The sequence below is a fragment of the Marinifilum fragile genome (genome assembly GCF_963677365.1).
Lineage (GTDB): Bacteria > Bacteroidota > Bacteroidia > Bacteroidales > Marinifilaceae > Marinifilum > Marinifilum fragile.
On the sequence record NZ_OY781962.1, the window covers coordinates 12,839 to 36,840 of the forward strand.

At 35.7% G+C, this 24,002-nt stretch carries 20 protein-coding genes; 8 read left to right on the forward strand and 12 right to left on the reverse strand.

Going from position 1 to position 24,002, the window contains the following annotated elements; all coding sequences use genetic code 11:
* Positions 1 to 20: 20 nt before the first annotated feature.
* The 5 genes from ACKPCA_RS00070 (at position 21) to ACKPCA_RS00090 (ending at position 6,977) form a co-directional block, all read left to right on the forward strand.
* On the forward strand, positions 21 to 1,091 hold the full coding sequence (locus ACKPCA_RS00070; protein WP_321280605.1) for an efflux RND transporter periplasmic adaptor subunit: 1,071 nt from the start codon (positions 21 to 23) through the stop codon (positions 1,089 to 1,091).
* Positions 1,088 to 4,150 (forward strand): efflux RND transporter permease subunit, encoded by a 3,063-nt coding sequence (locus tag ACKPCA_RS00075; RefSeq protein WP_321280606.1) that lies wholly within the window; start codon positions 1,088 to 1,090, stop codon positions 4,148 to 4,150. Before ACKPCA_RS00070 ends, ACKPCA_RS00075 begins: the two co-directional genes overlap by 4 nt.
* 10 nt (positions 4,151 to 4,160) lie before the next feature.
* The gene (locus ACKPCA_RS00080) at positions 4,161 to 5,537 is read left to right on the forward strand and encodes a TolC family protein (protein ID WP_321280607.1); all 1,377 of its coding nucleotides are present in this window, start codon (positions 4,161 to 4,163) and stop codon (positions 5,535 to 5,537) included.
* A 197-nt stretch (positions 5,538 to 5,734) separates the two neighbouring features.
* A complete protein-coding gene (locus ACKPCA_RS00085) occupies positions 5,735 to 5,917 on the forward strand; it encodes a hypothetical protein (RefSeq protein WP_157471262.1) in 183 nt (60 codons plus the stop codon).
* A 109-nt stretch (positions 5,918 to 6,026) separates the two neighbouring features.
* Positions 6,027 to 6,977 carry an adenylate/guanylate cyclase domain-containing protein gene (locus tag ACKPCA_RS00090; RefSeq protein ID WP_321280608.1) on the forward strand — a complete coding sequence of 317 codons (951 nt, stop codon included), beginning with the start codon at positions 6,027 to 6,029 and terminating at the stop codon, positions 6,975 to 6,977.
* Positions 6,978 to 7,001: 24 nt separating this feature from the next.
* Here the strand turns inward: ACKPCA_RS00090 and proC are convergent, their stop codons facing one another.
* The 10 genes from proC to recG all read right to left on the reverse strand — a co-directional run bounded on the left by proC (position 7,002) and on the right by recG (position 19,558).
* A complete protein-coding gene (gene proC, locus ACKPCA_RS00095; protein ID WP_054714781.1) occupies positions 7,002 to 7,808 on the reverse strand; it encodes a pyrroline-5-carboxylate reductase in 807 nt (268 codons plus the stop codon).
* 509 nt (positions 7,809 to 8,317) lie between these two features.
* Complete coding sequence (locus ACKPCA_RS00100) at positions 8,318 to 11,152, reverse strand: PAS domain S-box protein (RefSeq protein ID WP_321280611.1); 2,835 nt, start codon at positions 11,150 to 11,152, stop codon at positions 8,318 to 8,320.
* 205 nt (positions 11,153 to 11,357) lie between these two features.
* The gene (gene rsxA, locus ACKPCA_RS00105) at positions 11,358 to 11,930 is read right to left on the reverse strand and encodes an electron transport complex subunit RsxA (protein ID WP_054714787.1); all 573 of its coding nucleotides are present in this window, start codon (positions 11,928 to 11,930) and stop codon (positions 11,358 to 11,360) included.
* 11 nt (positions 11,931 to 11,941) lie between these two features.
* A complete protein-coding gene (locus ACKPCA_RS00110; RefSeq protein WP_054714789.1) occupies positions 11,942 to 12,526 on the reverse strand; it encodes an RnfABCDGE type electron transport complex subunit E in 585 nt (194 codons plus the stop codon).
* Positions 12,526 to 13,134: an RnfABCDGE type electron transport complex subunit G gene (locus ACKPCA_RS00115; protein WP_054714793.1), complete on the reverse strand. Its 609-nt coding sequence runs from the start codon at positions 13,132 to 13,134 to the stop codon at positions 12,526 to 12,528. Before ACKPCA_RS00115 ends, ACKPCA_RS00110 begins: the two co-directional genes overlap by 1 nt.
* Before the next feature lie 2 nt (positions 13,135 to 13,136).
* The gene (locus ACKPCA_RS00120; protein ID WP_054714796.1) at positions 13,137 to 14,132 is read right to left on the reverse strand and encodes an RnfABCDGE type electron transport complex subunit D; all 996 of its coding nucleotides are present in this window, start codon (positions 14,130 to 14,132) and stop codon (positions 13,137 to 13,139) included.
* A gap of 71 nt (positions 14,133 to 14,203) precedes the next feature.
* Positions 14,204 to 15,532, reverse strand: a complete 1,329-nt coding sequence (gene rsxC, locus ACKPCA_RS00125; protein WP_321280615.1) for an electron transport complex subunit RsxC — start codon at positions 15,530 to 15,532, stop codon at positions 14,204 to 14,206.
* Positions 15,533 to 15,547: 15 nt separating this feature from the next.
* Positions 15,548 to 16,498: a Fe-S cluster domain-containing protein gene (locus tag ACKPCA_RS00130; protein ID WP_321280616.1), complete on the reverse strand. Its 951-nt coding sequence runs from the start codon at positions 16,496 to 16,498 to the stop codon at positions 15,548 to 15,550.
* Positions 16,499 to 16,502: 4 nt separating this feature from the next.
* Positions 16,503 to 16,931 carry a SoxR reducing system RseC family protein gene (locus ACKPCA_RS00135; protein ID WP_321280618.1) on the reverse strand — a complete coding sequence of 143 codons (429 nt, stop codon included), beginning with the start codon at positions 16,929 to 16,931 and terminating at the stop codon, positions 16,503 to 16,505.
* A 521-nt stretch (positions 16,932 to 17,452) separates the two neighbouring features.
* Positions 17,453 to 19,558 (reverse strand): ATP-dependent DNA helicase RecG, encoded by a 2,106-nt coding sequence (gene recG / locus ACKPCA_RS00140; RefSeq protein WP_321280620.1) that lies wholly within the window; start codon positions 19,556 to 19,558, stop codon positions 17,453 to 17,455.
* Positions 19,559 to 19,650: 92 nt separating this feature from the next.
* On the opposite strand from recG, the gene ACKPCA_RS00145 reads away from it, so the two are divergent.
* The 3 genes from ACKPCA_RS00145 (at position 19,651) to ACKPCA_RS00155 (ending at position 21,316) form a co-directional block, all read left to right on the forward strand.
* Positions 19,651 to 20,379 carry a hypothetical protein gene (locus ACKPCA_RS00145; RefSeq protein WP_321280622.1) on the forward strand — a complete coding sequence of 243 codons (729 nt, stop codon included), beginning with the start codon at positions 19,651 to 19,653 and terminating at the stop codon, positions 20,377 to 20,379.
* A 97-nt stretch (positions 20,380 to 20,476) separates the two neighbouring features.
* Positions 20,477 to 21,037 carry a cob(I)yrinic acid a,c-diamide adenosyltransferase gene (locus tag ACKPCA_RS00150; RefSeq protein WP_321280623.1) on the forward strand — a complete coding sequence of 187 codons (561 nt, stop codon included), beginning with the start codon at positions 20,477 to 20,479 and terminating at the stop codon, positions 21,035 to 21,037.
* A 57-nt stretch (positions 21,038 to 21,094) separates the two neighbouring features.
* Positions 21,095 to 21,316, forward strand: coding sequence for a DUF2795 domain-containing protein (locus ACKPCA_RS00155; RefSeq protein ID WP_054714819.1), 222 nt, complete (start codon positions 21,095 to 21,097; stop codon positions 21,314 to 21,316).
* A 62-nt stretch (positions 21,317 to 21,378) separates the two neighbouring features.
* On the opposite strand, the gene ACKPCA_RS00160 is transcribed toward ACKPCA_RS00155, so the two are convergent.
* Both ACKPCA_RS00160 and ACKPCA_RS00165 read right to left on the reverse strand, forming a co-directional pair.
* Positions 21,379 to 22,953, reverse strand: a complete 1,575-nt coding sequence (locus ACKPCA_RS00160; RefSeq protein ID WP_321280625.1) for an OstA-like protein — start codon at positions 22,951 to 22,953, stop codon at positions 21,379 to 21,381.
* A 5-nt stretch (positions 22,954 to 22,958) separates the two neighbouring features.
* A complete protein-coding gene (locus ACKPCA_RS00165) occupies positions 22,959 to 23,924 on the reverse strand; it encodes an AAA family ATPase (RefSeq protein WP_321280626.1) in 966 nt (321 codons plus the stop codon).
* Between the last annotated feature and the right edge of the window lie 78 nt (positions 23,925 to 24,002).

Sequence of the window (24,002 nt, forward strand, 5' to 3'; positions counted from 1 at the left end):
TGGTGTTAAAAATGAAAATAATGAAAATTTCTAATGTCTTAATTCTGCTGTTTGTTATTTCGGCAGGTCTTTTTTCGTGTAAAGACAAAAAAGAGAGTAAGAAGGAGCTTATTCAGCCTGTGAAGATTTACAAGGTGAATGCTAATGTAGATGAGCTGAATAAGAAGGTTTTTACAGGTTTTGTGAAGGAATCCCGAGAAGTGCGATTGGCTTTCCAGGTACCAGGATCGTTGGTTAAATTGAATGTAGATCAGGGGCAGTTCGTTAAACAAGGAGAAGTTATCGCTGAACTTGATAAGAGAGATTTTATAGTAAATCTGGAGTCCGCCAATGCCAATTATGAAAATGCGAAATTACAGGCAGAACGTTATGCTGCTTTGTATGAAAAAAAGAGCACTTCGAAAAGTATTTATGATCAGATGCAAGCGGCATATAAATTAGCCAAAGCACAAAAAGAAGCGGCAGAAAATGCATTAAGAGATACCAAAATTCATGCTCCTTTTACAGGTTACATACAGGGAATGTTTGTGGAAAACTTCGAAAAAATAGCTGCGGGACAACCTATCGTTTCAATTTTAGATTTAAATAATTTGGAAGTTACTGTTGCCTTAAGTGAGAACGATTTCCTGATTAGAAATTCATTTGATTCTTTCACATGTAAGTTTGATAATTTCAAGAATACCGAGTTTGACCTTAGCTTAATTGATATTGAAAGGAAACCTAATGGTGATAATTTCTTTAAAATGAGATTGAAACTTGATGCCAATAATAAGCAAGTTGTTCCGGGAATGGTGGCTAGCGTAACAGTCTTTATAAAAGCTGACGGAGAAGAAAATTATAAGGTGCCGGTAGAATCAGTGTTTAGTGATGAAGGCAAATCTTACGTTTGGATTTTCGATACCTCAAAGAAATGTGTGCAACAAAGAGAAGTTAAAATGTTGGGGTTTGATTCTAACGGAATGGTGAATTTGAGCAAGGGAATTTCCAATGGTGAAATGATTGTTGCAGCTGGAGTTCACTCCTTGCGCGAAGGTCAAAAAGTAAAAATGTTGGTAAAGAAGTCTAATACCAATGTAGGAGGTCAATTATGAATTTTACAGAAGTAGTATTAAAACAGCGAAAAGTATTGCTGTTTGTACTAATCGCATTGACTATAGGTGGGGTTTTTTCATTTTTCAAGATGGGAAAACTTGAAGATGCAGAAATTAGTGTAAAATCTGCACTGGTAATTACTCAATATCCAGGTGCATCGCCACATGAAGTCGAACTTCGTGTAACGGATGTTTTGGAAACGGCCATACAGGCAATGGATAATATCGATGATATCGAATCGCGGTCCATGGCTGGATATTCCGAAATCACAGTTAATATTAAGAAATCAGTTAAGAGCAAGGAATTACCTCAATTGTGGGATGTACTTAGAAGGAAGGTTAATGATATCACTCCAGCTTTACCCCAGGGTACATCAAAACCAATGGTTGTAGATGATTTTGGCGATGTATATGGGATATTTCTGGCATTAAGTGGTGATGGATACTCGGGAGAAGAGTTACAAGATTATGCCCGATACATGAAAAGAGAATTGCTTTTGGTTGATGGAGTAAAAAGAATTAATCTTTTCGGTGAACAGAAAACCAGTATTAACATTGAGCTTTCGCAAGAGAAAATGGCATACTTGGGGATACATCCAGCGCATGTTATTCAGATCCTGAATCAGCAGAATAGTATGGTAAATCCTGGAAGCTTGAAAGTTGGTGGAGATAGAATTCGAATTGCTTCAGATGGAAGTTTCCACGAATTGGATGACTTAAAGAACATCTTGATTTCGGCAAACGATCAAAACCCAATTTTTTTAAAAGATATTGCTCAGATAAAGGAAGATTACGTACGACCATTTACGAGTAAAATGAAGTACAATCAAGTTCCTGCCATTGGACTTACTATTGCAATGGAAAAAGGTGGCAATGTGATCGAATTAGGAGAAAGAGTTCAGAATAGGATTGATGAGCTAAAGACTAATGTTCCAGTTGGTATCAGCATCAATCGTATCTTTTATCAACCAGAACGTGTTAGTGTAGCCATTGAGCAATTCATGATAAATCTGATTGAATCAGTTGTAATTGTAGTATTTGTGTTGTTATTGGCTATGGGTTTCCGAACCGGACTTTTAATCGGAAGTGGTTTGATATTCACTATTTTAGGAACATTCATCGTAATGTTAAGTGTAGACATTACATTACAACGTGTAAGTCTTGCAGCCATAATCATTGCAATGGGTATGCTGGTGGACAATGCAATTGTAATTGCCGATGGAATTTTGGTGGATCTGAAAAAAGGCTTGAAACGCGATGAAGCTATGAGCCGAACATCAAAACAAACTGCAATGCCCTTATTGGGGGCTACGATAGTTGCAATTCTTGCATTTCTTCCAATTTATCTTTCGCCAGATAGTACTGGAGAGTTTTGTGCTAGCTTGTTCCAGGTAGTAGCAATTTCATTATTTCTTAGTTGGATTTTAGCACTAACACAAACTCCATATTTTTGCGATCTGTTTTTAAGGGGCAAAAAATATGAGAAACAAGAAAGTGAAGATGAACAAACGGATCCTTATGCCGGGAAATTTTATCAGAAGTTTCGTCACTTTGTAAAATATTCTCTTCGACACAAAACCATGATTTTATCAGTAACAGTGTTGATGTTCTTTTCCTCTGTTTTTGTGTTTAAGTATGTGAAACAATTGTTTATGCCTAATCTTGAGTACAATCAATTTATTGTTGAATATTGGTTGCCTGAAGGTTCGGATATTGAAACAGTAGAGAGTGATTTGAATGACCTGGAAGCCTATTTGCTTAAACAGGAAGATGTGCTTAATGTTACTACCAGTTTGGGTTCAACACCTGCTCGCTATACTTTGGTTAGACCTTTTAACAATAGTCATGCAAACTATGGGGAGTTGGTAATCGACACTAAAGATTATGAAACTACAGTTCGATTTGGTGCTGAGTTACAAGAATTTTTAGATGAGAATTATTCTTGGGCTAGAGCAAGAGTAAGATATTATTCTCCTATTTCTACAGAATCAATGATTGAGGCTAAATTTTCTGGTCCGGATCCAAAAGTTTTAAGAGAGTTGTCGGAAAAGGCAGAGAAAATTATGGAGGAAGAACCAACAGCTGTGAAGGTTACCAACAATTGGAAAAATCAAGTGAAAGTTTGGAACCCTCGTTTTTCTCAGGCACAATCGCGAGTAACAGGAATCAATCGTTCCGATGTTTCTAATGCTTTGGCTTGTGCTACCAATGGATTGGCAATTGGAGTATTCAGAAAAGCAGATGATATTTTACCTATCTATTTAAAAACAACAGTTGAAAAAGATAAGTATGTTGAATCTCTTGAAAATACGCCAGTTTGGGGAGCTAAACCTCAAAGTATTCCATTGCGCCAAGTTGTTTCTGATATTGACATCGAGTTTGAAGATCCTGTAATCAAAAGATATGATCGACGCAGAGCCATTAAGGCACAGTGCGATCCTGCTCCTGGATACAACGCTCCTGATGTTTTTAATAAAGTTCACGAAAAAATTGAAGCGATTCCATTGCCTGAAGGTTATGATTTAGAATGGTTGGGCGAGCATAAAAACAGTGCTGATGCAAATGAAAACATAGCGAAATTTTTACCATTGGCATTCTTATTAATGGTAATTATTATCATGATGTTGTTTAATAACTTCCGACAGCCAATTATTATTTTAACAATTCTACCGTTGGCATTTATCGGTGTTAGTTATGGTTTATGGTTAACAGGGAAGCCATTTGGATTTATGGCAGTACTTGGAACACTTGGGCTAATGGGAATGATGATTAAAAATGCAGTAGTTCTGCTCGATCAGATTAACCTGGATATAAGTGAAGGGAAAGATGCGTTAACAGCGATTATAGACTCAGCAGTATCCAGAATGCGTCCGGTAATTATGGCATCCTTTACGACCATTTTAGGTATGATTCCTTTAATTCCTGATGAGCTGTTTGGAGGAATGGCGGTTGCTATTATGTTCGGATTATTGATAGGATCAATTATTACATTAATTGTTGTTCCAGTATTGTATGCGGTATTCTATCGCATAAATACTAAAGAAGTTATTGATTTATAATACACTTTTCATGAAATTATTAAAATTCAAAATATATACAATTCTTGCTGTTTCCCTGATATCATTTCAGGGAATCGGGCAGGAGATATTATCCCTTCAGGAAAGTAGAAAGCTGGCCTTGGAATATAACCAGAGAATTAAGATTGCTGACGAGTTAATTTCAGAAAGTCAATCGAATGTAAAGTTTGCATTTACCCATTTCTTGCCTAACCTTAGTGCAGAAGGTAACTATAATTATTTGCATGATATAGATGATATTTCCTTACCAGGATTTTTTCTAAAAACGGCTAATAGTTTGGATGAAGCAAAGTTGGGAAACTTTACAGGCACCAGTGATGTTTATTTTCCTGGTCTAAATCTTGAAATGGGGAATATTGATTACTATTCTGCAAACTTGATCTTAAGTCAGCCAATCTATGCTGGAGGTAAAGTAAGAAGCAATTACAATATGGCAAAGTTGGGTTCCGATTTATCTGTATTCAATCGCCAATTAGAAGCTTCTGAAGTAATTCTTGAAACCGATGAAGCATACTGGAATCTTGTATCGGTAAGGGAAAGAGTAAAAGTGGCTGAAAAGTATGTAGAAATGTTGAATCAGTTGGTAACTGATTTAAAAAATGCCTTTGATTTGGAGTTGACTACTAAAAATGAATTGTTAAAGGCTCAAGTACAGTTAAACCAGGCAAAATTGGATTTGTTCAGAATTAAAAATGCTCATGTACTTTCGCGAATGGCATTGTGTCAGGTAATTGGTAGAGATTTAAAAAGCGAAATAACAGCTTCAGATACAATTATTTCGGTTGAGAATAAACATGTTGAAACCAACTTTATTCAGAAGGCAATGCAACAAAGACCTGAAATTTTGATGCTTGGAAAGCAGGTGGAAATCGATAAACAAGAGGAAAAAAGTACACTTGCCGATTATTTGCCTCAATTGGGTGTTGGAGCTTCTTATGGTTATACAAGTAAAATTGAAAATTTGATGGATTCACGCCAAAACTTGTCTGTGCAGGCAAGTTTAAAGGTCCCTATTTTCCACTGGAATGAAAGAAAGCATAAGGTAGCGGCAAAAAAATATCAGACAAAGCAACGAGAGCTACAATTAGACAGGACAAAGGATTTGGTTAGCCTTGAAGTACAACAAGCTTATTTCAATTTACAGGAGGCATACGAGCAAAAGAAATTGGCTGAAATATCAATGAGTCAGGCTGAAGAGAATGTTTCCATAACCAAGAATAGTTTTTATGAAGGTTTGGCCAATGCTACAGAAATGCTGGATGCTCAAGCGTTTTGGCAGCACGCACATACCGAACTAATTGATGCGAAAATCAATTTTAAACTAAAAGAATCAGGTTTCCTAAAAGCAATTGGAGAATTAGCAGACTAAAATAGTGGGAAGAGAGAGGTATGAATTACACGTAGGATGTTGTTGATTGGTGGTTCTCTCAACTTTGTAATTCATCCTCTCTTACTTTAATAAATCATATAAATATGAAACGAACATGAATTTTAATCTCGAATTGGAATCGAGTGTTAATATTCATTGCAGGTTTCATCTTACAAATAAAAGAAAAATTTAAACAGATGAAAGATAGAGATTTGCTTTATGAAGAGGCGATAAGAAGTTTAAAAAATCCCTCAAAAACCAATATGCAAATTATAAAAACACACTTGTTTTGTTTAAAAGTAAATGATGACTATGTGATTAATACCAAAGAGCAAATAAATGATTTGGTAACTTATATCAATTGCAATAATGGAAAATAAGTTGTCGCGACATATTTATAAGACCATAACTTATTTTGGAACTATAATTCTTACTTGGATTGTGGCATTTTTCTTTTTAACCACTTTTCAGGTCGATGAAAACAATGTCATGTCAGTTTCAAGAATAGCTAATTTAAACAATGTATTTTGGTCGGGTTTGTTCGCAGGTATTATTTGGGGGGTAATTTTTAAGATATCACGCTATATTCTAAAATTTCTTTCTCGTTTCTCATTAACGATTTTACTTTCTTTTTGCGTCAATGTATTAAGTGCCTATTTATTGATCTATTTGATATATCACTTAAGTGATATTTTCATTTTTGAAGAGTTTCCAAATAGTTTTCAACAGCTATTGGATCTTTATAACTCACAGATGTTTTATTCCATTTTAGCTTATTTCTTTATTGTAGGATCTTTAATTGAGATCTTTTTCGAAATAGATAAGCGCTTAGGGAAAGGAGTGCTTTTGAAGTTCTTGCTGGGAAGATATTATAAACCCAAGGAAGAGGAGAGAGTGTTTTTGTTTATGGATTTAAAATCATCAACCTATTATGCTGAGCAATTGGGACACTTTAAGTACAGCAGATTAATTCAGGATTGTTTTAAAGATATTTCTTCTTCCATAGAGAAAAACAAGGCTCAAATTTACCAGTTTGTTGGTGATGAAGTGGTACTGACCTGGAAACTGAAAGACGGATTGAAAAACAACAGATGTCTGCAAGTGTTCTTTGATTTTATGGAAGAACTGCATAATAAAAGTGACTATTATCAAAAGGAATATGGAATTATTCCTGTCTTTAAGGCGGGAGTGCATTCTGGAAAGGTTATGGTTGCTGAAGTGGGAGAATTAAAGTCCGAAATTGCCTATCATGGAGATGCAATTAATACGGCATCACGTATTCAGGGCCTATGCAATTCCTATCAATCCAAGCTTTTGGTATCGGGTAACCTGATTAATGAGTTGAAAGAGAACCAATATTTTGATGGTGATTGCGAACCTTTGGGAACAGTACTATTAAATGGAAAACAGCTCACTACCGCACTATATAAAATATGTTAGTAATGAGCTGTAATTATTGAGTTCTTATGATTCGGTTTCTAAGATTTTTTTATGACCACTAACCACTCCTTGAACAAGAGAAGAACTAAATCCTTCATGCTCCATTTTATTTAATGATTTAATGGTCACTCCTAGCGGAGTAGTTACCTTGTCGATTTCTGGTTCAGGGTGAGTTCCATTTTCGATGATCAATTTTGAAGCGCCTTTCATGATTTGTGCAGCCACTTCTAATGATTGCTTAGAAGAAAGTCCGATCTCGATTCCTCCTTGCGAAGCAGCTCTCATAAACCTTAATGCAAAAGCAATACCGCAAGAAGCCAAAACCGTTGCAGCTGGCATTTGTGATTCTGGGATAATCATGGTTGCTCCAAGCTGATCGAAAATTTCAACAACTTCATCTTTATGCTCTAATCCTTTTTCGTTAAAAGACAATGCAGTCATCGACTCTTGAATGGCAATTGCAGTATTTGGCATAGCTCTAATTACAGGAACATCCGTTAAGATATCTTCAAGATCTTGAATTTTAATTCCTGAGATAACCGAAATCAAAACTTGTTTGCCTTTTTGTAAAGGTTCTTTAATATCGTTCAGAAGTGTTCTTGCAACAGTTGGTTTTACTGCAACAATAACAATTTGCGAATTATTAATTGCCTCAAGGTTATTGGTTGTAATATTCACACCTATTTCATCTTTTAGATGCTGAATTAAATGCAATTCAAGGTTGGTAACCGTAATTTGTTCAGGTTTTAATAAACCGCTTTGAACTAATCCTTTTGCAATAGAGGATCCCAAATTTCCTCCTCCAATAATTGTAATGTTCTTTGAGTTCATTTTTAAGCTGTGTTTGTAAATATCGTTTAAAATTGCGGCAGCAAAACTAATGAAGATTGCCATTTATATGACTAACTATTTGTAGTGATTTTTGTGTTATTCAACTGGTCTGGTATTAGGTTTTCAAAAACGTACCAGTGTTGTGGAGTTTTAGGGAGTATATCAGATATAATAATGGTAGAATTATTTTAATAATACACTGGGAAGAATTACTGAGATAAAGAGTACATACACTCTGATTCTAAGAGTGCATGATTACTGAGGTGACGAGTATATACACTCTTTGCCTAAGAGTGCATAGGCTTGTTGGTAACGCAAGCCTAGTTGTGAAGACGACGTAATAGTGGTTACGACGGTAACGTAATACTAACACCAATTAAAATGTCTTTTTAATAGTAATTGAAATGATGCTACAATACTTATTAAAACGTCGTTGTAATAGTAGTTAAAACATCATTACATGGAAATTGCTTACCAAAAAAGAGCAATTGTTTCAATAACTTAATACATCATACATTAAGTTTCTTTTTCTTTTTGAAGTATTTGTTAATGGTTTCCAGTAATTTCTTTTCATCAAATGGTTTTGCAATAAAGTCGTCGCAACCTGCTTCAATACTCTTGTTCTTATCTTCTCTGAAAGCATTTGCCGTTTGTGCGATAATAGGAAGGTTATCACGCATCTTTTTGATGGATTGTGTAGCTTCCAAGCCATTGATATCAGGTAAACGCAGATCCATTAAAACCAAGTTGATGGTTGGGTTTCGTAGGCTTAATTCAATTGCCTTGTTCCCTGATATGGTATGTAGAATTTTAACCTTTGTTGGTTTTAAAGCTGCTTCGATATATTTGTAGTTGGTTTCGTCGTCTTCTACTACCAAAATCAGCTTATCATCCCATTTGTAATCTTTTTTCTTAGGGATCTTTTTAACTGGAACATTATCGGTATCTACTGGTTTATAAGGAATGGTAAAGAAGAATGTTGTTCCTTTGTCTTCCACAGTTGCCATTCTTATTTTTCCACCCATTAACTCTACAAAACCTTTCGAAATGGCCAAACCAAGACCTGTTCCGCCATATTTACGGGTAAAGGATTCTTCAACCTGACGGAAGCGTTCAAAGATGATATCTTGTTTCTCTTTTTGAATACCAATACCAGTATCTTTCACATAGAACTCCAGGAGATTGTCTTTTAAAAGCTTATAACCAAACTCAATGGATCCTGATGAGGTGAACTTAAATGCGTTATTCAGAAGGTTAGAAAGCACCTGTCTCAGTTTTCTTTCTTCGGTTACTACCAGAGTTTTTTCGTTTGGCAATGATTTAATAACTCTAAATTCAATTTCATCATCAGCAATATTCTCTTTGCTGAATTGCAGATGCAAATCATCTAAAATTGAATTTATCGAGCATTGAGTTTCCTTGATAATGGTTTGTCCGGCATCCAGTTTCGAAATGTCAAGAATATCATTGATAATTTTCAATAACTGATTTGAACTTTTGTAAATGATGTCGATGTATACATTTTGTTGTTCATCGGTTTTTCCAGGCTTTCTAAGCATGTCGGCAAAACCAATTATCCCATTCATTGGGGTTCTGATTTCGTGTGACATGTTCGCAAGGAATGCAGACTTTAAACGATCACTTTCTTCGGCTTTCTCCTTAGCTTTTACCAATTCACTTTGCGAATTAATGATAGGAGTAATATCATTAATGATAATCATGGAAGAGGTATCGAAAGGGACCATGAAGAATTCACAATGTCTTTGATCTCCATTTTTAGTGCTAATGTGAAATTCTTGTTTCTCGATATCCGTATTGTCCTGCTTTGCCTTTTCGGTGGCTTTTTCCCAACTGGTAATAACAGTTTTTCTGTATTCTTCATCAGGATAACACTTCGCATACCACTCTTCAGAAGTTCGAATGTCATTTAAGCTATAGCCAAACTGCTCAATAAACTTATCATTAAAGAATTCGATATCGTTATTTTCATCAGTAATTACAATAGGAAGAGGTGACTTGTGAATCATCTTCTTCAATCTGCGTTCGCTGGAAATAATTGCCTGCTGAGCATTCTTTCTTTCGGTGATATCACGCGCAGTGGAAAGAATTACATGCTTTCCCTGTAAGGTTACCAGTTGATTCACTGTTTCCATCGGTGTTTTTTTACCATACTTGGAAATAAACATTTGTTCACTGGTAAATTGCTTTTCGCGAGTAAGTCTTTTTATAGAATCTACAATGTAGTCATTATCTAAATTTTCAATGAAATCGTGAAGCGTAAGTTGCAGCAATTCCTCACGAGAATAGCCCAGTAATATGCAGGCTGTATCATTTGCTTCGATCAACTTGGAAGAACCATCACCTAAATATTCGTTTACCAAAATGATATCAGTACTGCCATTAATTAGATTTCTATACTTTTCTTCACTTGTTGCAAGGGCAGTAGTTCTTTCTTTAACCCTTTCTTCCAGTTTTTCATTAAATGATCTTAATTGTTCTGAATAATCATGAATTTCCTGATATTGTTCGCGAATGGTTTGTTCGCCTTTCTCACGCTCCAATATTTCATTCTGAAGTTTGGTATAGGTTTCGGTTAATTCAGTGATAGAATGGTTTAATAAGCTTTCCTCGCTAATTCTTTTTACCGAGCCATGACCTTGTCCTTGATAAATGGCTTGAGCTTTGTAAATATAATTCTTAATTGGTCGGGAGATACTATCTGAAATTACATAGGTAATAGCGATACAAAACAGTACAATTATCACCGATATAATCGTAAACCAAAACAACGTGGCGTTATGCATTTCCGATGCTTCTTTATAGCTGGAATCAGCTTTGTTTTCTGCAAAATCAGTCAGCACTTTGGTTTTTTCCTTAAGCTTATTCAAATGGTTTGCTGCCATGCCATCAACCATTTTCTTTGCTGTAAGTTCTTTGCCACTAACTTTTAAATCGATAATTTGATTTCTGATATCTTCCCAATCCATAAAGGCACGGTGGGCTTCACCAACATCTCTTCCATTGCCTAAAAAATTATTATAGACAATGTCAAATTCAGCTTCCACCTTAAGGTGATATAGGTTAATGGTGTCAATTGCTTGATCGAACTCCTCCTGAGTGGTAGCAAGCAAGACATCTTTCATAGCACTCTCCATGATTTGAATGTGCGTATTGATATCTCGAATACTATTGCTTACTGTATAGGCGTGATTATAAATAAATTCTGATTCTGAACGAAGTTTTTTTACTTGGAAAATAGAGAGGACGAAAAATGATACCGTAAACAGTAGAATAAGTCCGAATCCGGCAAGCACTCTAGTACGAAATTTTAACTTATTAAGCATTTAGCTTCGCCTGTATTTAGTGTGTAATTAGTGGTTGATTATGGTCACATTTGAGCGACTTCCATTCCTAAGTTAGTTATTCTTATGGATTTACACAAGATTTTTGATAAAGGTGCTATTATTGCTTACGTAGAGGGAAATTTATGCAACAAAAAAAGCAGCTCATTTTGAGCTGCCTATGAAATATAATCAATTGTATTTTGATTTATACGATTCCAGAGAATCCCATAAAGGCCATTGCCAATAATCCAGCTACAATTAGCGCGGCTGGGGTTCCTTTTATTCCTTTTGGTAGTTCAACCAAGTCTAAGTGTTCTCTCAATCCGGCAAACAATACCAATGCCAAACCAAAACCAATTGCCGATGCTCCTGAGAAAACCACAGCTTCAAGCAGGTTGTAGTCTTTCTGAATGGTCATGATAGCCACACCTAAAATAGCACAGTTGGTAGTGATAAGAGGCAAGAAAACACCTAATGCCTGGTACAATGCAGGACTTACTTTTTTCAAAATAATCTCAACCAATTGTACAAGGGATGCAATAACCAAAATGAAAGAAATGGTTTGCATGAATCCAATTCCGTATGGATTAAGGATATAATGTTGTATTAAATAAGTTACGATAGTTGCCAGAATCATCACAAAAGTAACTGCTCCTGTCATACCTACCGCTGTAGATACTTTCTTCGATACTCCAAGGAAAGGACAAATTCCAAGGAATTGCATCAATACTACGTTGTTAACGAAGATTGCTGATATTATAATTACAATAAATTCCATGATGATTCTCCTTATGCTTTTCTTACTCGGTTAATAAATGCAATTAAGTATCCTAATGCGATAAAAGCACCAGGTGCCAATACGAATACTAACATTCCATAGGTTTCGTTGAACAATGTTACTCCAAACATTTTTCCCGAACCAAAAAATTCACGAATTGCACCTAGCATGGTTAATGCCATAGCAAAACCCAATCCCATACTAACTCCATCTATAATTGAAGGAACCAGTTTGTTCTTTGATGCAAAAGCTTCAGCACGTCCCAATACAACACAGTTCACAACAATCAAAGGAATGAATACCCCCAATTGCTCGTGTAGAGCAGGTACATAACCCGCCATCACCAAGTCAACCATGGTTACAAAGGATGCAATGATTACAATGAATGATGGAATCTTTACCTTATCAGGAATTTGTGAACTTACCAATGAAATAACAAGGTTTGACATGATTAGTACAAAAGTTGTAGCCAATCCCATACCCAAACCATTGATGGCAGATGAGGTAACCCCTAAAGTAGGACACATCCCTAAAAGTAATGTGAATACGGCGTTTTCTTTGAAAAAACCTTTTAGAAAATTTTCTTTGTGTGTCATTATTTATTTCCTCCCTCCATTTTCTTGTTATACTCTTTATATGCAGTTTGAACTGCATCAAGGAAAGCTCTGGAGCTAATTGTAGCAGCTGTGATTGCATCAATATCACCACCATCTTTGCTTACAGTGAAGTTGGTTTTACCAGGATTTTTATTGATGACGCTAGCTTTTGCTTTAGCAGGATCGGTAGGTTTAAACCAATCTGCCATTTTGGTTCCCAAACCAGGAGTTTCCTTGTGTTCCAAGACAGAGTAGTTGTTGATTGTTCCATCAGGTTTGAAACCCACCATGATCCAGATGTATCCGGAAAAACCATTGGTTGTGAATGTTTTAACGGCTGTGCCGACCAATTCGTCTCCTTTTTTAGCAGGATAGAATTCCAAAAGGTCGCCTGTTGGCATCTCAACAGAATACATTTCCTCGCTTGGGTTGTTATCAAATTCAGGAACTACTTCCTTAATCGCTTTTAATTTCTTAGCCAATTTAGCAGCGGCGATAGGCTCTTTGGTTAACTCGTAAAGTCCACCTAAAGCAGCTGAGGCAACCAGTGTTACAATAAGCAACACCAGAACCATATTTATAAATGTAGATTCTTTTTTACCAGCCATGATTATTTCCTTTTTTCGCCGAAACGCTTAGGTTTAACATATACGTTAATTAGTGGTACAAATGCATTCATAATAAGAATGGCAAATGAAACTCCCTCAGGATATGCTCCAAATACACGGATTACTACAGTAAGGACACCGATACCTATACCATAGATGATCATTCCTTTGTTAGACATTGGAGAAGTTACGTAATCGGTAGCCATAAAAATACCTCCCAAAAGTAAACCTCCTGTTAAAATATGGAACATAGGTCCTGCATAAGCTTCAGGATTCACCATGTGAAGAATGCCTGTGAAGATAGCTACAGAGCCAATCACAGCAACAGGAATGTGCCAGGTGATGATCTTACGAATCAACATGTAAGCCAAGCCTAGAATTAAAGCAGCACCTGCAATCTCACCCATAGAGCCTCCCATGTTTCCAAGGAACATGTCCATGTTTGAAGGAATTTTGTCCATTAATGATGAAAGAGATTGACCGTTTTTCAATCCTTCTTTAATGATGGCAAGAGGAGTAGCTCCAGTTTCTACATCAATATATCCACTGGTTAAACCTTTAGACACTGGCCAGCTGGTCATCTGAACAGGGAAAGAAATCAAAAGGAAAACACGACCAACCAATGCTGGGTTGAATACGTTGTTTCCTAATCCCCCAAATGTCATTTTACCAATACCAATTGCAACCAATGCACCAATCATGATGATCCAGATTGGAAGGTTTGATGGTACGTTGAAGGCCAAAAGAATACCAGTAATAAGGGCAGAACCATCGTTAATAGTAACTTCAGTCTTTAGAATGTATTTTTGAATTAAGAATTCGAATAAGTAACATGATGCTACGGCGGTTAGGGTAACAACAAGTGCTCCTAATCCAAAGTAAAAGAACGAAAATAGCAGCGCCGGAAGCATCGCAAATACCACACCATACATATTTTTCTGTATGGAATCTCCACTATGAACATGCGGAGATGGTGCGACAAGTACTTTGGTGTTCATATCTATTTGTTAATTAGTTTATTTGTAAATGAGTGAATGAGTATTATTAATTACTCATTGTTAATTGCTAATTATTTGCGTGCTCTCATAATTTGGCCTACTTTACCTTTTCCCAATCGGATATAATCCAATAAAGGACGGTTTGCAGGACAAGTGTAACTACAAGAACCACATTCGATACAATCCATTACTGCATCTTTTTCTAAGCGCTCGTAATCTTTCTTATCAGCACATACCATTAGCAAGTATGGTTCAAGTCCCATAGGACAAACAGAAACACACTTACCACAACGGATACAAGCTTTGGTAGCTTTACGAGCAGTTTCTTCTCTAGGAAGAAGCAATAATCCAGAACTACCTTTTGTCAATGGCACATCAATACTTGATAATGCTTTCCCCATCATTGGACCTCCACCTACAATTTTACCAGTATCTTCAGGCATTCCACCTGCAGCTTCGATGATATCTTTTACTGGAGTACCAATACGGAACATCCAGTTTGAAGGATTTTTCAATGATTTACCAGTAATGGTAGCAACGCGTTCAATTAAAGGTTTGTTTTTCTGAACTGCTTCGTAAACTGCATAAGCAGTACCAACATTCTGAACAACAGCACCAACTTCAATTGGTAAAGCTCCAGATGGAACTTCACGCTTAATAGTTGCAGAAATTAATTGCTTTTCACCACCTTGAGGGTATTGTGTTTTTAATGGACAAATCTCAATTCCATTATAGTTTGCAGCAAGTTTTGTAAGGTTAGCAATTGCATCGGGTTTGTTATTCTCAATGCCGATAATCGCTTTGTTTACCTCAAGTGCTTTCATCAAGATTTGAGTCCCAACCAATACTTCATCTCCTTTTTCCAACATGATTCTGTGGTCAGAGGTTAGGTAAGGCTCACACTCAACGGCATTAATGATTAAAACTTCAGCAGTTTTTCCTGGAGGAACTGAAAGTTTAACATGAGCAGGGAAAGTAGCACCACCTAAACCAACGATACCCGCATCGCCAACTCGTTTGATAATTTCTTCTTTACTTGCGCTGATTTCTTTTACCAATTCTTCACTTCGATCGATATGTTCTAACCATTCATCACCTTCAACATTGATGATAACTGATGTTCTGCGGAAACCGCTGGCATCCATAATTTCATCCACCTTAAATACTGTTCCGGAAACAGAAGAGTGAATATTTGCAGATACAAATCCTGAAGATTTAGCAATTAGTTGTCCTACTTTTACTTCGTCGCCTTTTTTAACGATTGGTGTAGCAGGAGCACCAATATGTTGTGAAATTGGAATGCTAACCATTTGGGGTATTGGCAATACCTGGATTGCGCTTTCAGCAGATAGTTTGTTTTCTGCTGGATGAATACCTCCTATAGAAAATGTTTTTAACACTGATTATCCTCCTATTTATTTGTTATCAGATGTTTCATCCTTCGAATCGTTTGCTTTAGGCTCAGCTTTAGGAGCATCTTGAACTTCCGCTTTAGTAGCTACAGGTTTTACTGTTTTAACATCAGGATTTGCAGCAGGCTTCTCTTTACGAGGAGGGAAGTTTAATTCATGTATTGCATTTGTAGGACAAACTACCACACACTTTCTACACAATTTACATTTGTTGTAGTCGATGTAAGCAAGGTTGTTTTCTACGGTAATAGCATCGAAAGGACATTCTTTCTCACACTTGCGACAACCAATACATGCAACATTACAAGCTTTTTTCGCAACAGCACCTTTGTCTTTATTAACACATGAAACAAAGATTCTACGACTCTTAGGCCCTTTTTTACGAAGCTCAATAATGTTATTTGGACAAGCTTTAACACAAGCACCACAAGAAACACACTTGTCTTCAATGATAACAGGAAGCCCCGTTTCTTCGTCCATGTACATTGCATCGAAATTACATGCTTCAACACACTCGCCTAGTCCTAAACATCCATACTGACAACCAGTTTCGCCACTGTAAAGTGATGCAGCGATAGAACAAGAGGCTGCTCCATCGTACTGGTTTGTTTTCGGACGATTTTCGCAAGTTCCGTTACAACGAACAACTGCAACAGTTGGGTCTGCTGCTTTAATTTCGTGTCCTAAAAGGGCACCTACATGTGACATTACTGCTGCTCCACCAACAGGACAGTTGAAGTTTGAGATGTCGTCGGCTTTTACCAATGCTTCGGCAAAACCTCTACAACCCGGATAACCACAACCACCGCAGTTTGCTGCAGGCAATGCTTCTTCAACCTCGTCGATACGAGGATCTTCGTATACTTTGAATTTTTGGGCTACAAAATACAGGATAATTGCTGCTGTAACACCAATCGCACACAAAGCCAGAATAGTGATAGCTATAATGCTCATAGAATTAAATGTTTACGATTTTTTCTATTGTAAATGAAAACGTTTTCTTTAGTCGTCCTTTAAAAAAGGACAATATGATATAATAAGGAGGTAAAATTGCCAATGACAATAATCCACTTATTAATTCGTCGTTAGTAAATGCTGTTGCTATAAAAAGGACAAGTAGTACAAGAACAAAAGGAATTACATAGGCCAACATTAAAGCAAACCATCCTAAAGACTCGCGATAGGTTAACCTAACTTTTTCTCCAACTGAAAACTTGTTGCTGTAATCAATAACATCAATTGATTTCTCCTTCATATCAGACATCGTGCATGCTCCTTTGGCATGGCATCCTGCACAAGCCGAAACGTTAACAATTCCGACCGTAATCTTACCATCCATAATTTCCAGGATAGTCCCCTCGTGATCAATTTGTTTGGGATTACTCATGATTTAGCCCCTTTTATTTAGTATGTGCTTGTTTGTTGTATATCAGTACCTTTAAATAGGTATGTTATTTAACACATGGCAACAAAATTAACACTTTAGGGCACATTCCATCCTGAAAAAGTCTATTTATAGCGTGTTTAAATAGAGGGACTTCCTTACTTTTGTAATGTAGAGATTACAATTTTTCATGTATCTGTATTGATTACAGCAAGTTTCGGCTATTCAAGAAAAAAATCGCTAATTTTAGTGTTTTCCGCGAGCTTGATAATTTAGAATGTTTGTAAATAATTCGATACATAAAGCATTTCATGAATGAATTGAACGTAAACAATCTGTTATTGTAAGTAATGAAACTAAAATAAATCATGGATAATTTAATATTCTCTATGAATTTAAAAATCACGAAGAAACGATTGTAAGTTAGTCTATTGCTATTGTTTGAGATATTAAGAAAAAAGAAAAAAATATAGATAACGGTTATTGCTGATTATAATACGTGGTTTTTTCTTGAAAATTCTAATCTATGAAATTACACTCCAGTTGATTTTAGTCTTACTAAGTCTTTTTACTTGCTTGGCTAAAGTGAAGTTTTCTTCTTTTTCCAGAAGCGGATCATTGTTAAGAATTTCTTGCGCAACATCTCGTGCATATTGCAATAACTGACCATCTTTACCGAGATTAGCTATTTTTAGATCGTATGAAATTCCACTTTGTTGAGTTCCTTCAATATCTCCTGGACCTCTCAGTTTTAAATCTACTTCGGCAATTTCAAAACCATCATTGGTTCTTACCATGGTTTCAATTCTTTTTCTCGATTCATTGGAAATCTTATAGGATGACATTAGAATACAATATGATTGTTCGGCACCACGACCAACACGACCACGTAACTGATGCAACTGTGATAAACCAAACCTTTCGGTACTTTCAATAACCATTACCGATGCATTGGGGACATTAACACCAACCTCGATTACTGTGGTTGCCACCATGATTTTGGTTTCGCCCTGTGCGAATCTTTGCATTTCCGCATCTTTTTCGGCTGGTTTCATCTTTCCATGAACCATGCTTATGCCATATTTTTCAGGAGGAAAAAAACTGGCTACACTTTCATATCCTTCTTCCAGATTTTTATAATCCATTTTTTCCGATTCTTTAATCATCGGATATACCAAATAGATTTGTCTTCCCAAATCGATTTGCTTTTTCATGAACTGATAAACCTGTCGTCTTTTGTTCTCAAAATAGTGAACCGTTTGGATGGGTTTTCTTCCCGGAGGCAATTCATCGATTACCGAAACTTCCAAATCGCCATACAAGGTCATGGCTAAAGTCCTTGGAATTGGAGTTGCCGTCATTACCAGTACGTGAGGAGGAATGTTATTCTTTTTCCATAATCGCGCACGCTGTGCTACACCAAACCTGTGCTGCTCATCGATAATTACCAAACCAAGATTATTGAACTGTACAACATCCTCAAGCAAGGCATGTGTACCAATCAGAATTTGTAATTCGCCACTTTTAAGATCTTCATGTATTCGGCGTCTGTCCTTTTGTTTTGTGGAACCAGTAAGCAAAGCAACATTCACATTAATTCCTTCCAGAAATTCAGAAATGCTCTCCATGTGCTGTGTTGCCAGAATTTCGGTAGGTGCCATTAGGCATGCCTGGCAACCATTGTCAAGAGCCATAAGCATACACATCAGGCCAACCATGGTTTTACCACTACCTACATCTCCCTGTAGCAAGCGATTCATTTGTTTACCAGAACCAACATCTTTACGGATTTCTTTAATTACTCGCTTTTGTGCATTGGTTAATTCAAAAGGTAAATTGTTTTGGTAGAATGTATTAAAGTATTCTCCTATTTTTGAAAACGGATGCCCTTTGTATAGGATTTTCCGTTTCATTTTCATTTTAAGTATGTTGAGTTGGATGTAGAACAACTCTTCAAACTTTAAGCGATATTGCGCTTTTTTAAGAATTTCGGTATTTTGCGGGAAATGAATCTGCAACAATGCTTCGTGCAAGTTGATTAACCCCAGTCTTTTGATTAGTGGTGCAGGTAAAGTTTCCGGTATTTTTCCATTTACTGATTTGAGTGCATTTTCTTGTAGTTTCTGAATTGCTCTTGAATTCAGAAAGCTGTTTTTCATTTTTTCAGTAGTCAGGTAAAAAGATTGAAGCGACGCATTAATCTTTCCATTGCTTTTACTGGTTTCTTCTATTTCTGGATGAACAACATTAATTTTTCTATTGAATTCAGAAGGTTTTCCAAAAACAATATAATCTGTATTTGGCTTTAGATTGCCTTTTATGTATTTAATGCCTTTAAACCAGACCAATTCCATGGTATCTTCACCGTCGGTAAAATACGCAACCAAACGTTGTTGACGCTTTTCGCCCAAAGTTTCGATGCCTGTGATTTGGCCTCTTACCTGAATGTAAGGTAGTTTTGAGTTGACTTCTCTAATTGAGTAGAATTTGGTTCTATCGATATATTTGTAAGGAAAATGATACAACAAATCCTCGTAACTATAAATCGATAATTCTTGGTTTAAAATGGAAGCTCTTTTGGGACCAACTCCAGCTAAAAATTTTATATCCAGACCAGCTAATTCAGACATTTAAATATTGAAAGTTGAAAAAATCTAATAATTTTAATTTTTGAGTAACTCAAATGTACAATTTAATTCGCCAAATATACTTAAACACTAGCATGAGTGGAATTCGTTATCAATTAAAAAAAAGATTAATTCGTTTAAAAAAATATCGCCGAAAGGGGTTTGGAGAACATTTGCCAATTGCAATTGATTTGATAACTAATGTATTTGGAGCTAAACTTCATTATTATGCTTTTCATGACCTTCAACAAACCAGAGAATTGGCGATAAAGCTGCTTAGATCATCTTGTAAATCATCTGCCCTTAATGCTAGTCGTGCAAATTATCTGAAGGAGGAAATCGTAAACCTAAAAAGAGGAAAGGATGTGGATCGTTTAATTTTTCGCTTGATGAATTATTATCAAGTAAAAAAGCCATTGTTTATAGGGAATGGATTTGGGTATACGAAAGCTTATATGGCCAAGGTCGATTCAAGAATTAAACTTTATTGTATTGGAGATTGCCTTAAAAATGGAGAGATAAATGATAAAATATTCAAAAGGCAACTTAATATTGAGAATATTGAAGCTTTACATTTTGAGGAGTTAAAAAATATTGATTTTTTAGTAATATCGAATTTAGCAAATAATGCAGACATTGAGATGTTTAAAAAGCAGTATAAACAATTTTTGAGCAGAACTTCTGTACTTGTTTTTCAGAATATGAATAGAAACCCTGTTTTATTGGAAGCTTGGAAAAAGCTAAACCAGGATAGTAAATTTGACTTTTGCCTGAATATGCATTCTGTTGGAATTTCAATTTCTTTACGGGATCAGAAAAAATAAATTCTTAGAATCGTTCTAAATAATAAAAAATTTTATCTTTGTTATAGCTGCAGATATTTACTGCCAAACATGTAAATATTAGCTTAAAAATATAGCAATGGATAAATTTAAAGTATATACAAAAACAGGCGATAAGGGAACTACCGGGCTTATTGGTGGAACTCGTGTTCCTAAATATCATTTGAGATTAGAAGCCTACGGAACTGTGGATGAATTGAACTCTTACATCGGTTTGATTCGATCTCATCAAATAGAGGCAAAAACTCTGGAAGTATTAAATATTGTACAGAATAAGTTGTTTTTGATTGGTTCTCGTTTGGCTACAGATGATGAAAAGTCAGACTTAAAACAAAAGCTAAATCTTTGTGAAGATGATATTTTATTATTGGAATCGGAGATGGATCGAATGGATGATGAACTTCCTGAATTGAATAATTTTGTGCTGCCTGGAGGAAGTCCATTAAATGGATTTTGTCATATTGCACGAACCGTTTGCCGTAGGGCAGAGAGAAGAGCCAATCAATTGTCAGCAGAAATTGACATAAATCCCTTATTGTTGAAGTACTTAAATCGGTTGTCGGACTACTTGTTTGTGTTGTCGCGCAAGGTTTTAAAGGATGTTGGGGCCGTTGAAATAAAATGGGAGCCGGACTTGTAAATTCGGAAAAAAAAATTATATTCGCAGAATAAAGGAACCTAAAAATATTTTGAACTTATGTATTGGACACTTGAATTAGCAACAAAACTTGAAGATGCCCCATGGCCGGCTTCCAAGGATGAGTTGATTGACTACGCAATTCGCTCTGGTGCGCCGCTAGAGGTAATTGAAAATTTGCAGGAAATCGAGGAAGAGGGAGAGATTTTTGAGAGTATTGAGGATATTTGGCCTGATTACCCTAGCAAAGGAGATTTTTTATTCAACGAAGATGAATACTAAAAAAAAATAAAAAACGAGGTTTTGTTACAAAACCTCGTTTTTTATTTCATGTTTTAATTAGTTTATAAATCTGTAGATTCACCCTTTAATATACTTTTAGCTGTATGTGGAGGCGCATCGCGCCAAATAAATATATCTTCTTTTGATGTTGGTTGGACACCATCAAACCAACGGAAATTTTTCAGGAATAACATTTCATTTTCTACCTCGAACAGAGGATACATTTTGCCATCAGGTTTCTTGATAAATTTAATCTGATCGATTTTATTTTCTTTTATGAGTATTATTATATCACTACTCTTGGCAATATTCATCCCCATGATTATTCCTTTGTCTTTTGGATAATATATGGTCTCGCCATTGCCATCAATATCTAATTTGTAAATCTTATTGTCCTTAACATGTCCAAGCATGTTTTTTCCTTTTATCTGATTATAGAATGTACTGTCTTCTTTGGCGGTTAAGAATGAAGAGCCCCTAAAGTGAAGATACTTTAGTTTCTGGTTCTGCATTTCAATACCAATGGTATCAGCAACCATTTGGTTACCTTGTGCCCATAAAATCGGATTATTAAACAATCTAATTGTGGAATCCTGCATGGTATATACCAAAGAATCGCATTTACCTTGTAAATCAGGTCTGAAAAACTTTACGTGATGGAAAGCTTTTATTAGTTCAAAATCGGCACTATCTTTTGATATTGTAAGGCTATCTGCATGTAGGAATAATGAATCCTGTTCTGCAACTTGAATAAATACTGCAGAATCTGTCATTAATGCTTCTTCGGTATTCTTAAAAGTTTCTAAAAAGTGTCCTTGTAAGATGATATTATTAACCGTGTCTCGTAGTTCTACATTATCAAATACTCTAGCGGTTTCATTGTTTTTATCCAAGTAAATACTGTCACCTTTAATTTGATATGCTTTACTATTAAGAGTAGTGTTTTTAAAAAATTGCGAAATTCCGCTAGTTGTATTGTACCATCCATCTTCCGAATAAAGTGTTTCAGTTTCATTCTCGATGGTAGTAGGACCTAAAATAAAAGCAGTTTTGCTAACCGTGTTGTATTTTAATGTGTCTGATTTTAAAGTGTAGTCATTACTTAAAACCTCAACGCTATCTTTAAAGAACAACAAATCCTGTCGAGTGTAATATCTTCCTATGCTGCTGGTAAGTGTATTGCCTGTGTCTACAATTTTTCCACCGTTAAAATAGTAACCTACACTTTCGTTCATATCAAAATCAAGAAACTCAGTGGTAACAGTAACTGTTTTATTTTTAAGCTTCACATTGTCACGCATTTCAGCCAGTTTGGTGTTTCCATAGTATTTCAGGACATCACCATAAATATGAACTGTGTCCGAACTAATAATGTGAACATTACCATATGCAGTAATTCTATTGTCAGCTCTGAATTGATATACGCTATCGCAGTACATCTTAATGTTTTCATGGGTTATAAATACGTTGCCATTGAAAACAGTAAGTTGGGATTCTGATTTTAGTTCAGCTCTGATATCATCGGAGTTTTTAATTTCTATTAATGATTTTTTCTGAGCTTTTAATGTAAAAGAGAAAAGGCAGAAAATTGCTACAAATAGAATAATCGATTTATATTTTGTAATGATGCAAGGCATTCGTTTTATTTTAATAATTCTGTTATAATATCTTCCACACTAATTCCTTCAGCTTCGGCCTTGTAGTTTTTCATGATTCTATGTCTTAGAATAGAAACTGCAACTTCCTTTACATCTTCTATGTCTGGTGAATATTTACCGGAAAGAAGAGCATGTGCTTTGGCTCCAATAACCAAATATTGCGACGCTCTTGGTCCAGCTCCCCAATTGATATACTCATTGGCCATAGGATGCGCGAACTCGGTATTAGGTCTTGATTTTGCCGCCAAATTTACAGCATATTCCAATACATTTCGATTAATTGGTACTTTTTGTATCAATTTTTGATAATAAGAAATCTTTTCACCCGAAATAATCTTGTTTAATGCAATTTCCTTGCCACATGTAGTGTTTTCAACAATCGAAATTTCATCTTCTAATTTTGGGTAATCCAAATAGATGCTAAACATGAAACGGTCCAATTGCGCTTCGGGAAGAGGATATGTACCTTCTTGTTCGATTGGGTTTTGTGTAGCCAGAACAAAAAATGGTTTAGCAATTTCGTAATTTTTGCCATTTACCGTTACCATTTTTTCTTGCATTGCCTCCAATAAAGCCGATTGAGTTTTGGGAGGAGTACGGTTGATTTCATCAGCGAGTATGATATTGGCAAACAAAGGACCTTTTATAAAATTGAATTTACGCTCGTTATTTAAAATTTCGGTTCCTATAATATCAGAAGGCATTAGGTCTGGTGTAAACTGAATTCTTTGGTATTTTAAGTCTAAAACCTGCGCAATTGTATTTACAAGTAACGTTTTAGCAAGTCCTGGAACACCAACCAGTAAACAGTGTCCATTACTAAAAATCGAAATCAATACTTTTTTAATGATTTCATCCTGACCATAAATTTTTTTGCCAATTTCCTCAAGCAGCTTGTTGTAATCGGCATGTAAGGAATTTGCAGCTTCAACTTCTGATTTAAAATTCATAAGGATTTAGTATTTGGATTTCCTTGAAAAAATCAGACACAGCAAAAAGGCTGTGTCTGATTAAATATTTTTAGCTTA

Excerpts from the sequence above, each read along its gene's own strand:
- ACKPCA_RS00070 (WP_321280605.1), top strand. The coding sequence starts at position 21 with ATGAAAATTTCTAATGTCTTAATTCTGCTGTTTGTTATTTCGGCAGGT.
- ACKPCA_RS00075 (WP_321280606.1), top strand. The coding sequence starts at position 1,088 with ATGAATTTTACAGAAGTAGTATTAAAACAGCGAAAAGTATTGCTGTTT.
- ACKPCA_RS00080 (WP_321280607.1), top strand. The coding sequence starts at position 4,161 with ATGAAATTATTAAAATTCAAAATATATACAATTCTTGCTGTTTCCCTG.
- ACKPCA_RS00085 (WP_157471262.1), top strand. The coding sequence starts at position 5,735 with ATGAAAGATAGAGATTTGCTTTATGAAGAGGCGATAAGAAGTTTAAAA.
- ACKPCA_RS00090 (WP_321280608.1), top strand. The coding sequence starts at position 6,027 with ATGTCAGTTTCAAGAATAGCTAATTTAAACAATGTATTTTGGTCGGGT.
- proC (WP_054714781.1), bottom strand. The coding sequence starts at position 7,808 with ATGAACTCAAAGAACATTACAATTATTGGAGGAGGAAATTTGGGATCC.
- ACKPCA_RS00100 (WP_321280611.1), bottom strand. The coding sequence starts at position 11,152 with ATGCTTAATAAGTTAAAATTTCGTACTAGAGTGCTTGCCGGATTCGGA.
- rsxA (WP_054714787.1), bottom strand. The coding sequence starts at position 11,930 with ATGGAATTTATTGTAATTATAATATCAGCAATCTTCGTTAACAACGTA.
- ACKPCA_RS00110 (WP_054714789.1), bottom strand. The coding sequence starts at position 12,526 with ATGACACACAAAGAAAATTTTCTAAAAGGTTTTTTCAAAGAAAACGCC.
- ACKPCA_RS00115 (WP_054714793.1), bottom strand. The coding sequence starts at position 13,134 with ATGGCTGGTAAAAAAGAATCTACATTTATAAATATGGTTCTGGTGTTG.
- ACKPCA_RS00120 (WP_054714796.1), bottom strand. The coding sequence starts at position 14,132 with ATGAACACCAAAGTACTTGTCGCACCATCTCCGCATGTTCATAGTGGA.
- ACKPCA_RS00130 (WP_321280616.1), bottom strand. The coding sequence starts at position 16,498 with ATGAGCATTATAGCTATCACTATTCTGGCTTTGTGTGCGATTGGTGTT.
- ACKPCA_RS00135 (WP_321280618.1), bottom strand. The coding sequence starts at position 16,931 with ATGAGTAATCCCAAACAAATTGATCACGAGGGGACTATCCTGGAAATT.
- recG (WP_321280620.1), bottom strand. The coding sequence starts at position 19,558 with ATGTCTGAATTAGCTGGTCTGGATATAAAATTTTTAGCTGGAGTTGGT.
- ACKPCA_RS00145 (WP_321280622.1), top strand. The coding sequence starts at position 19,651 with ATGAGTGGAATTCGTTATCAATTAAAAAAAAGATTAATTCGTTTAAAA.
- ACKPCA_RS00150 (WP_321280623.1), top strand. The coding sequence starts at position 20,477 with ATGGATAAATTTAAAGTATATACAAAAACAGGCGATAAGGGAACTACC.
- ACKPCA_RS00155 (WP_054714819.1), top strand. The coding sequence starts at position 21,095 with ATGTATTGGACACTTGAATTAGCAACAAAACTTGAAGATGCCCCATGG.
- ACKPCA_RS00160 (WP_321280625.1), bottom strand. The coding sequence starts at position 22,953 with ATGCCTTGCATCATTACAAAATATAAATCGATTATTCTATTTGTAGCA.
- ACKPCA_RS00165 (WP_321280626.1), bottom strand. The coding sequence starts at position 23,924 with ATGAATTTTAAATCAGAAGTTGAAGCTGCAAATTCCTTACATGCCGAT.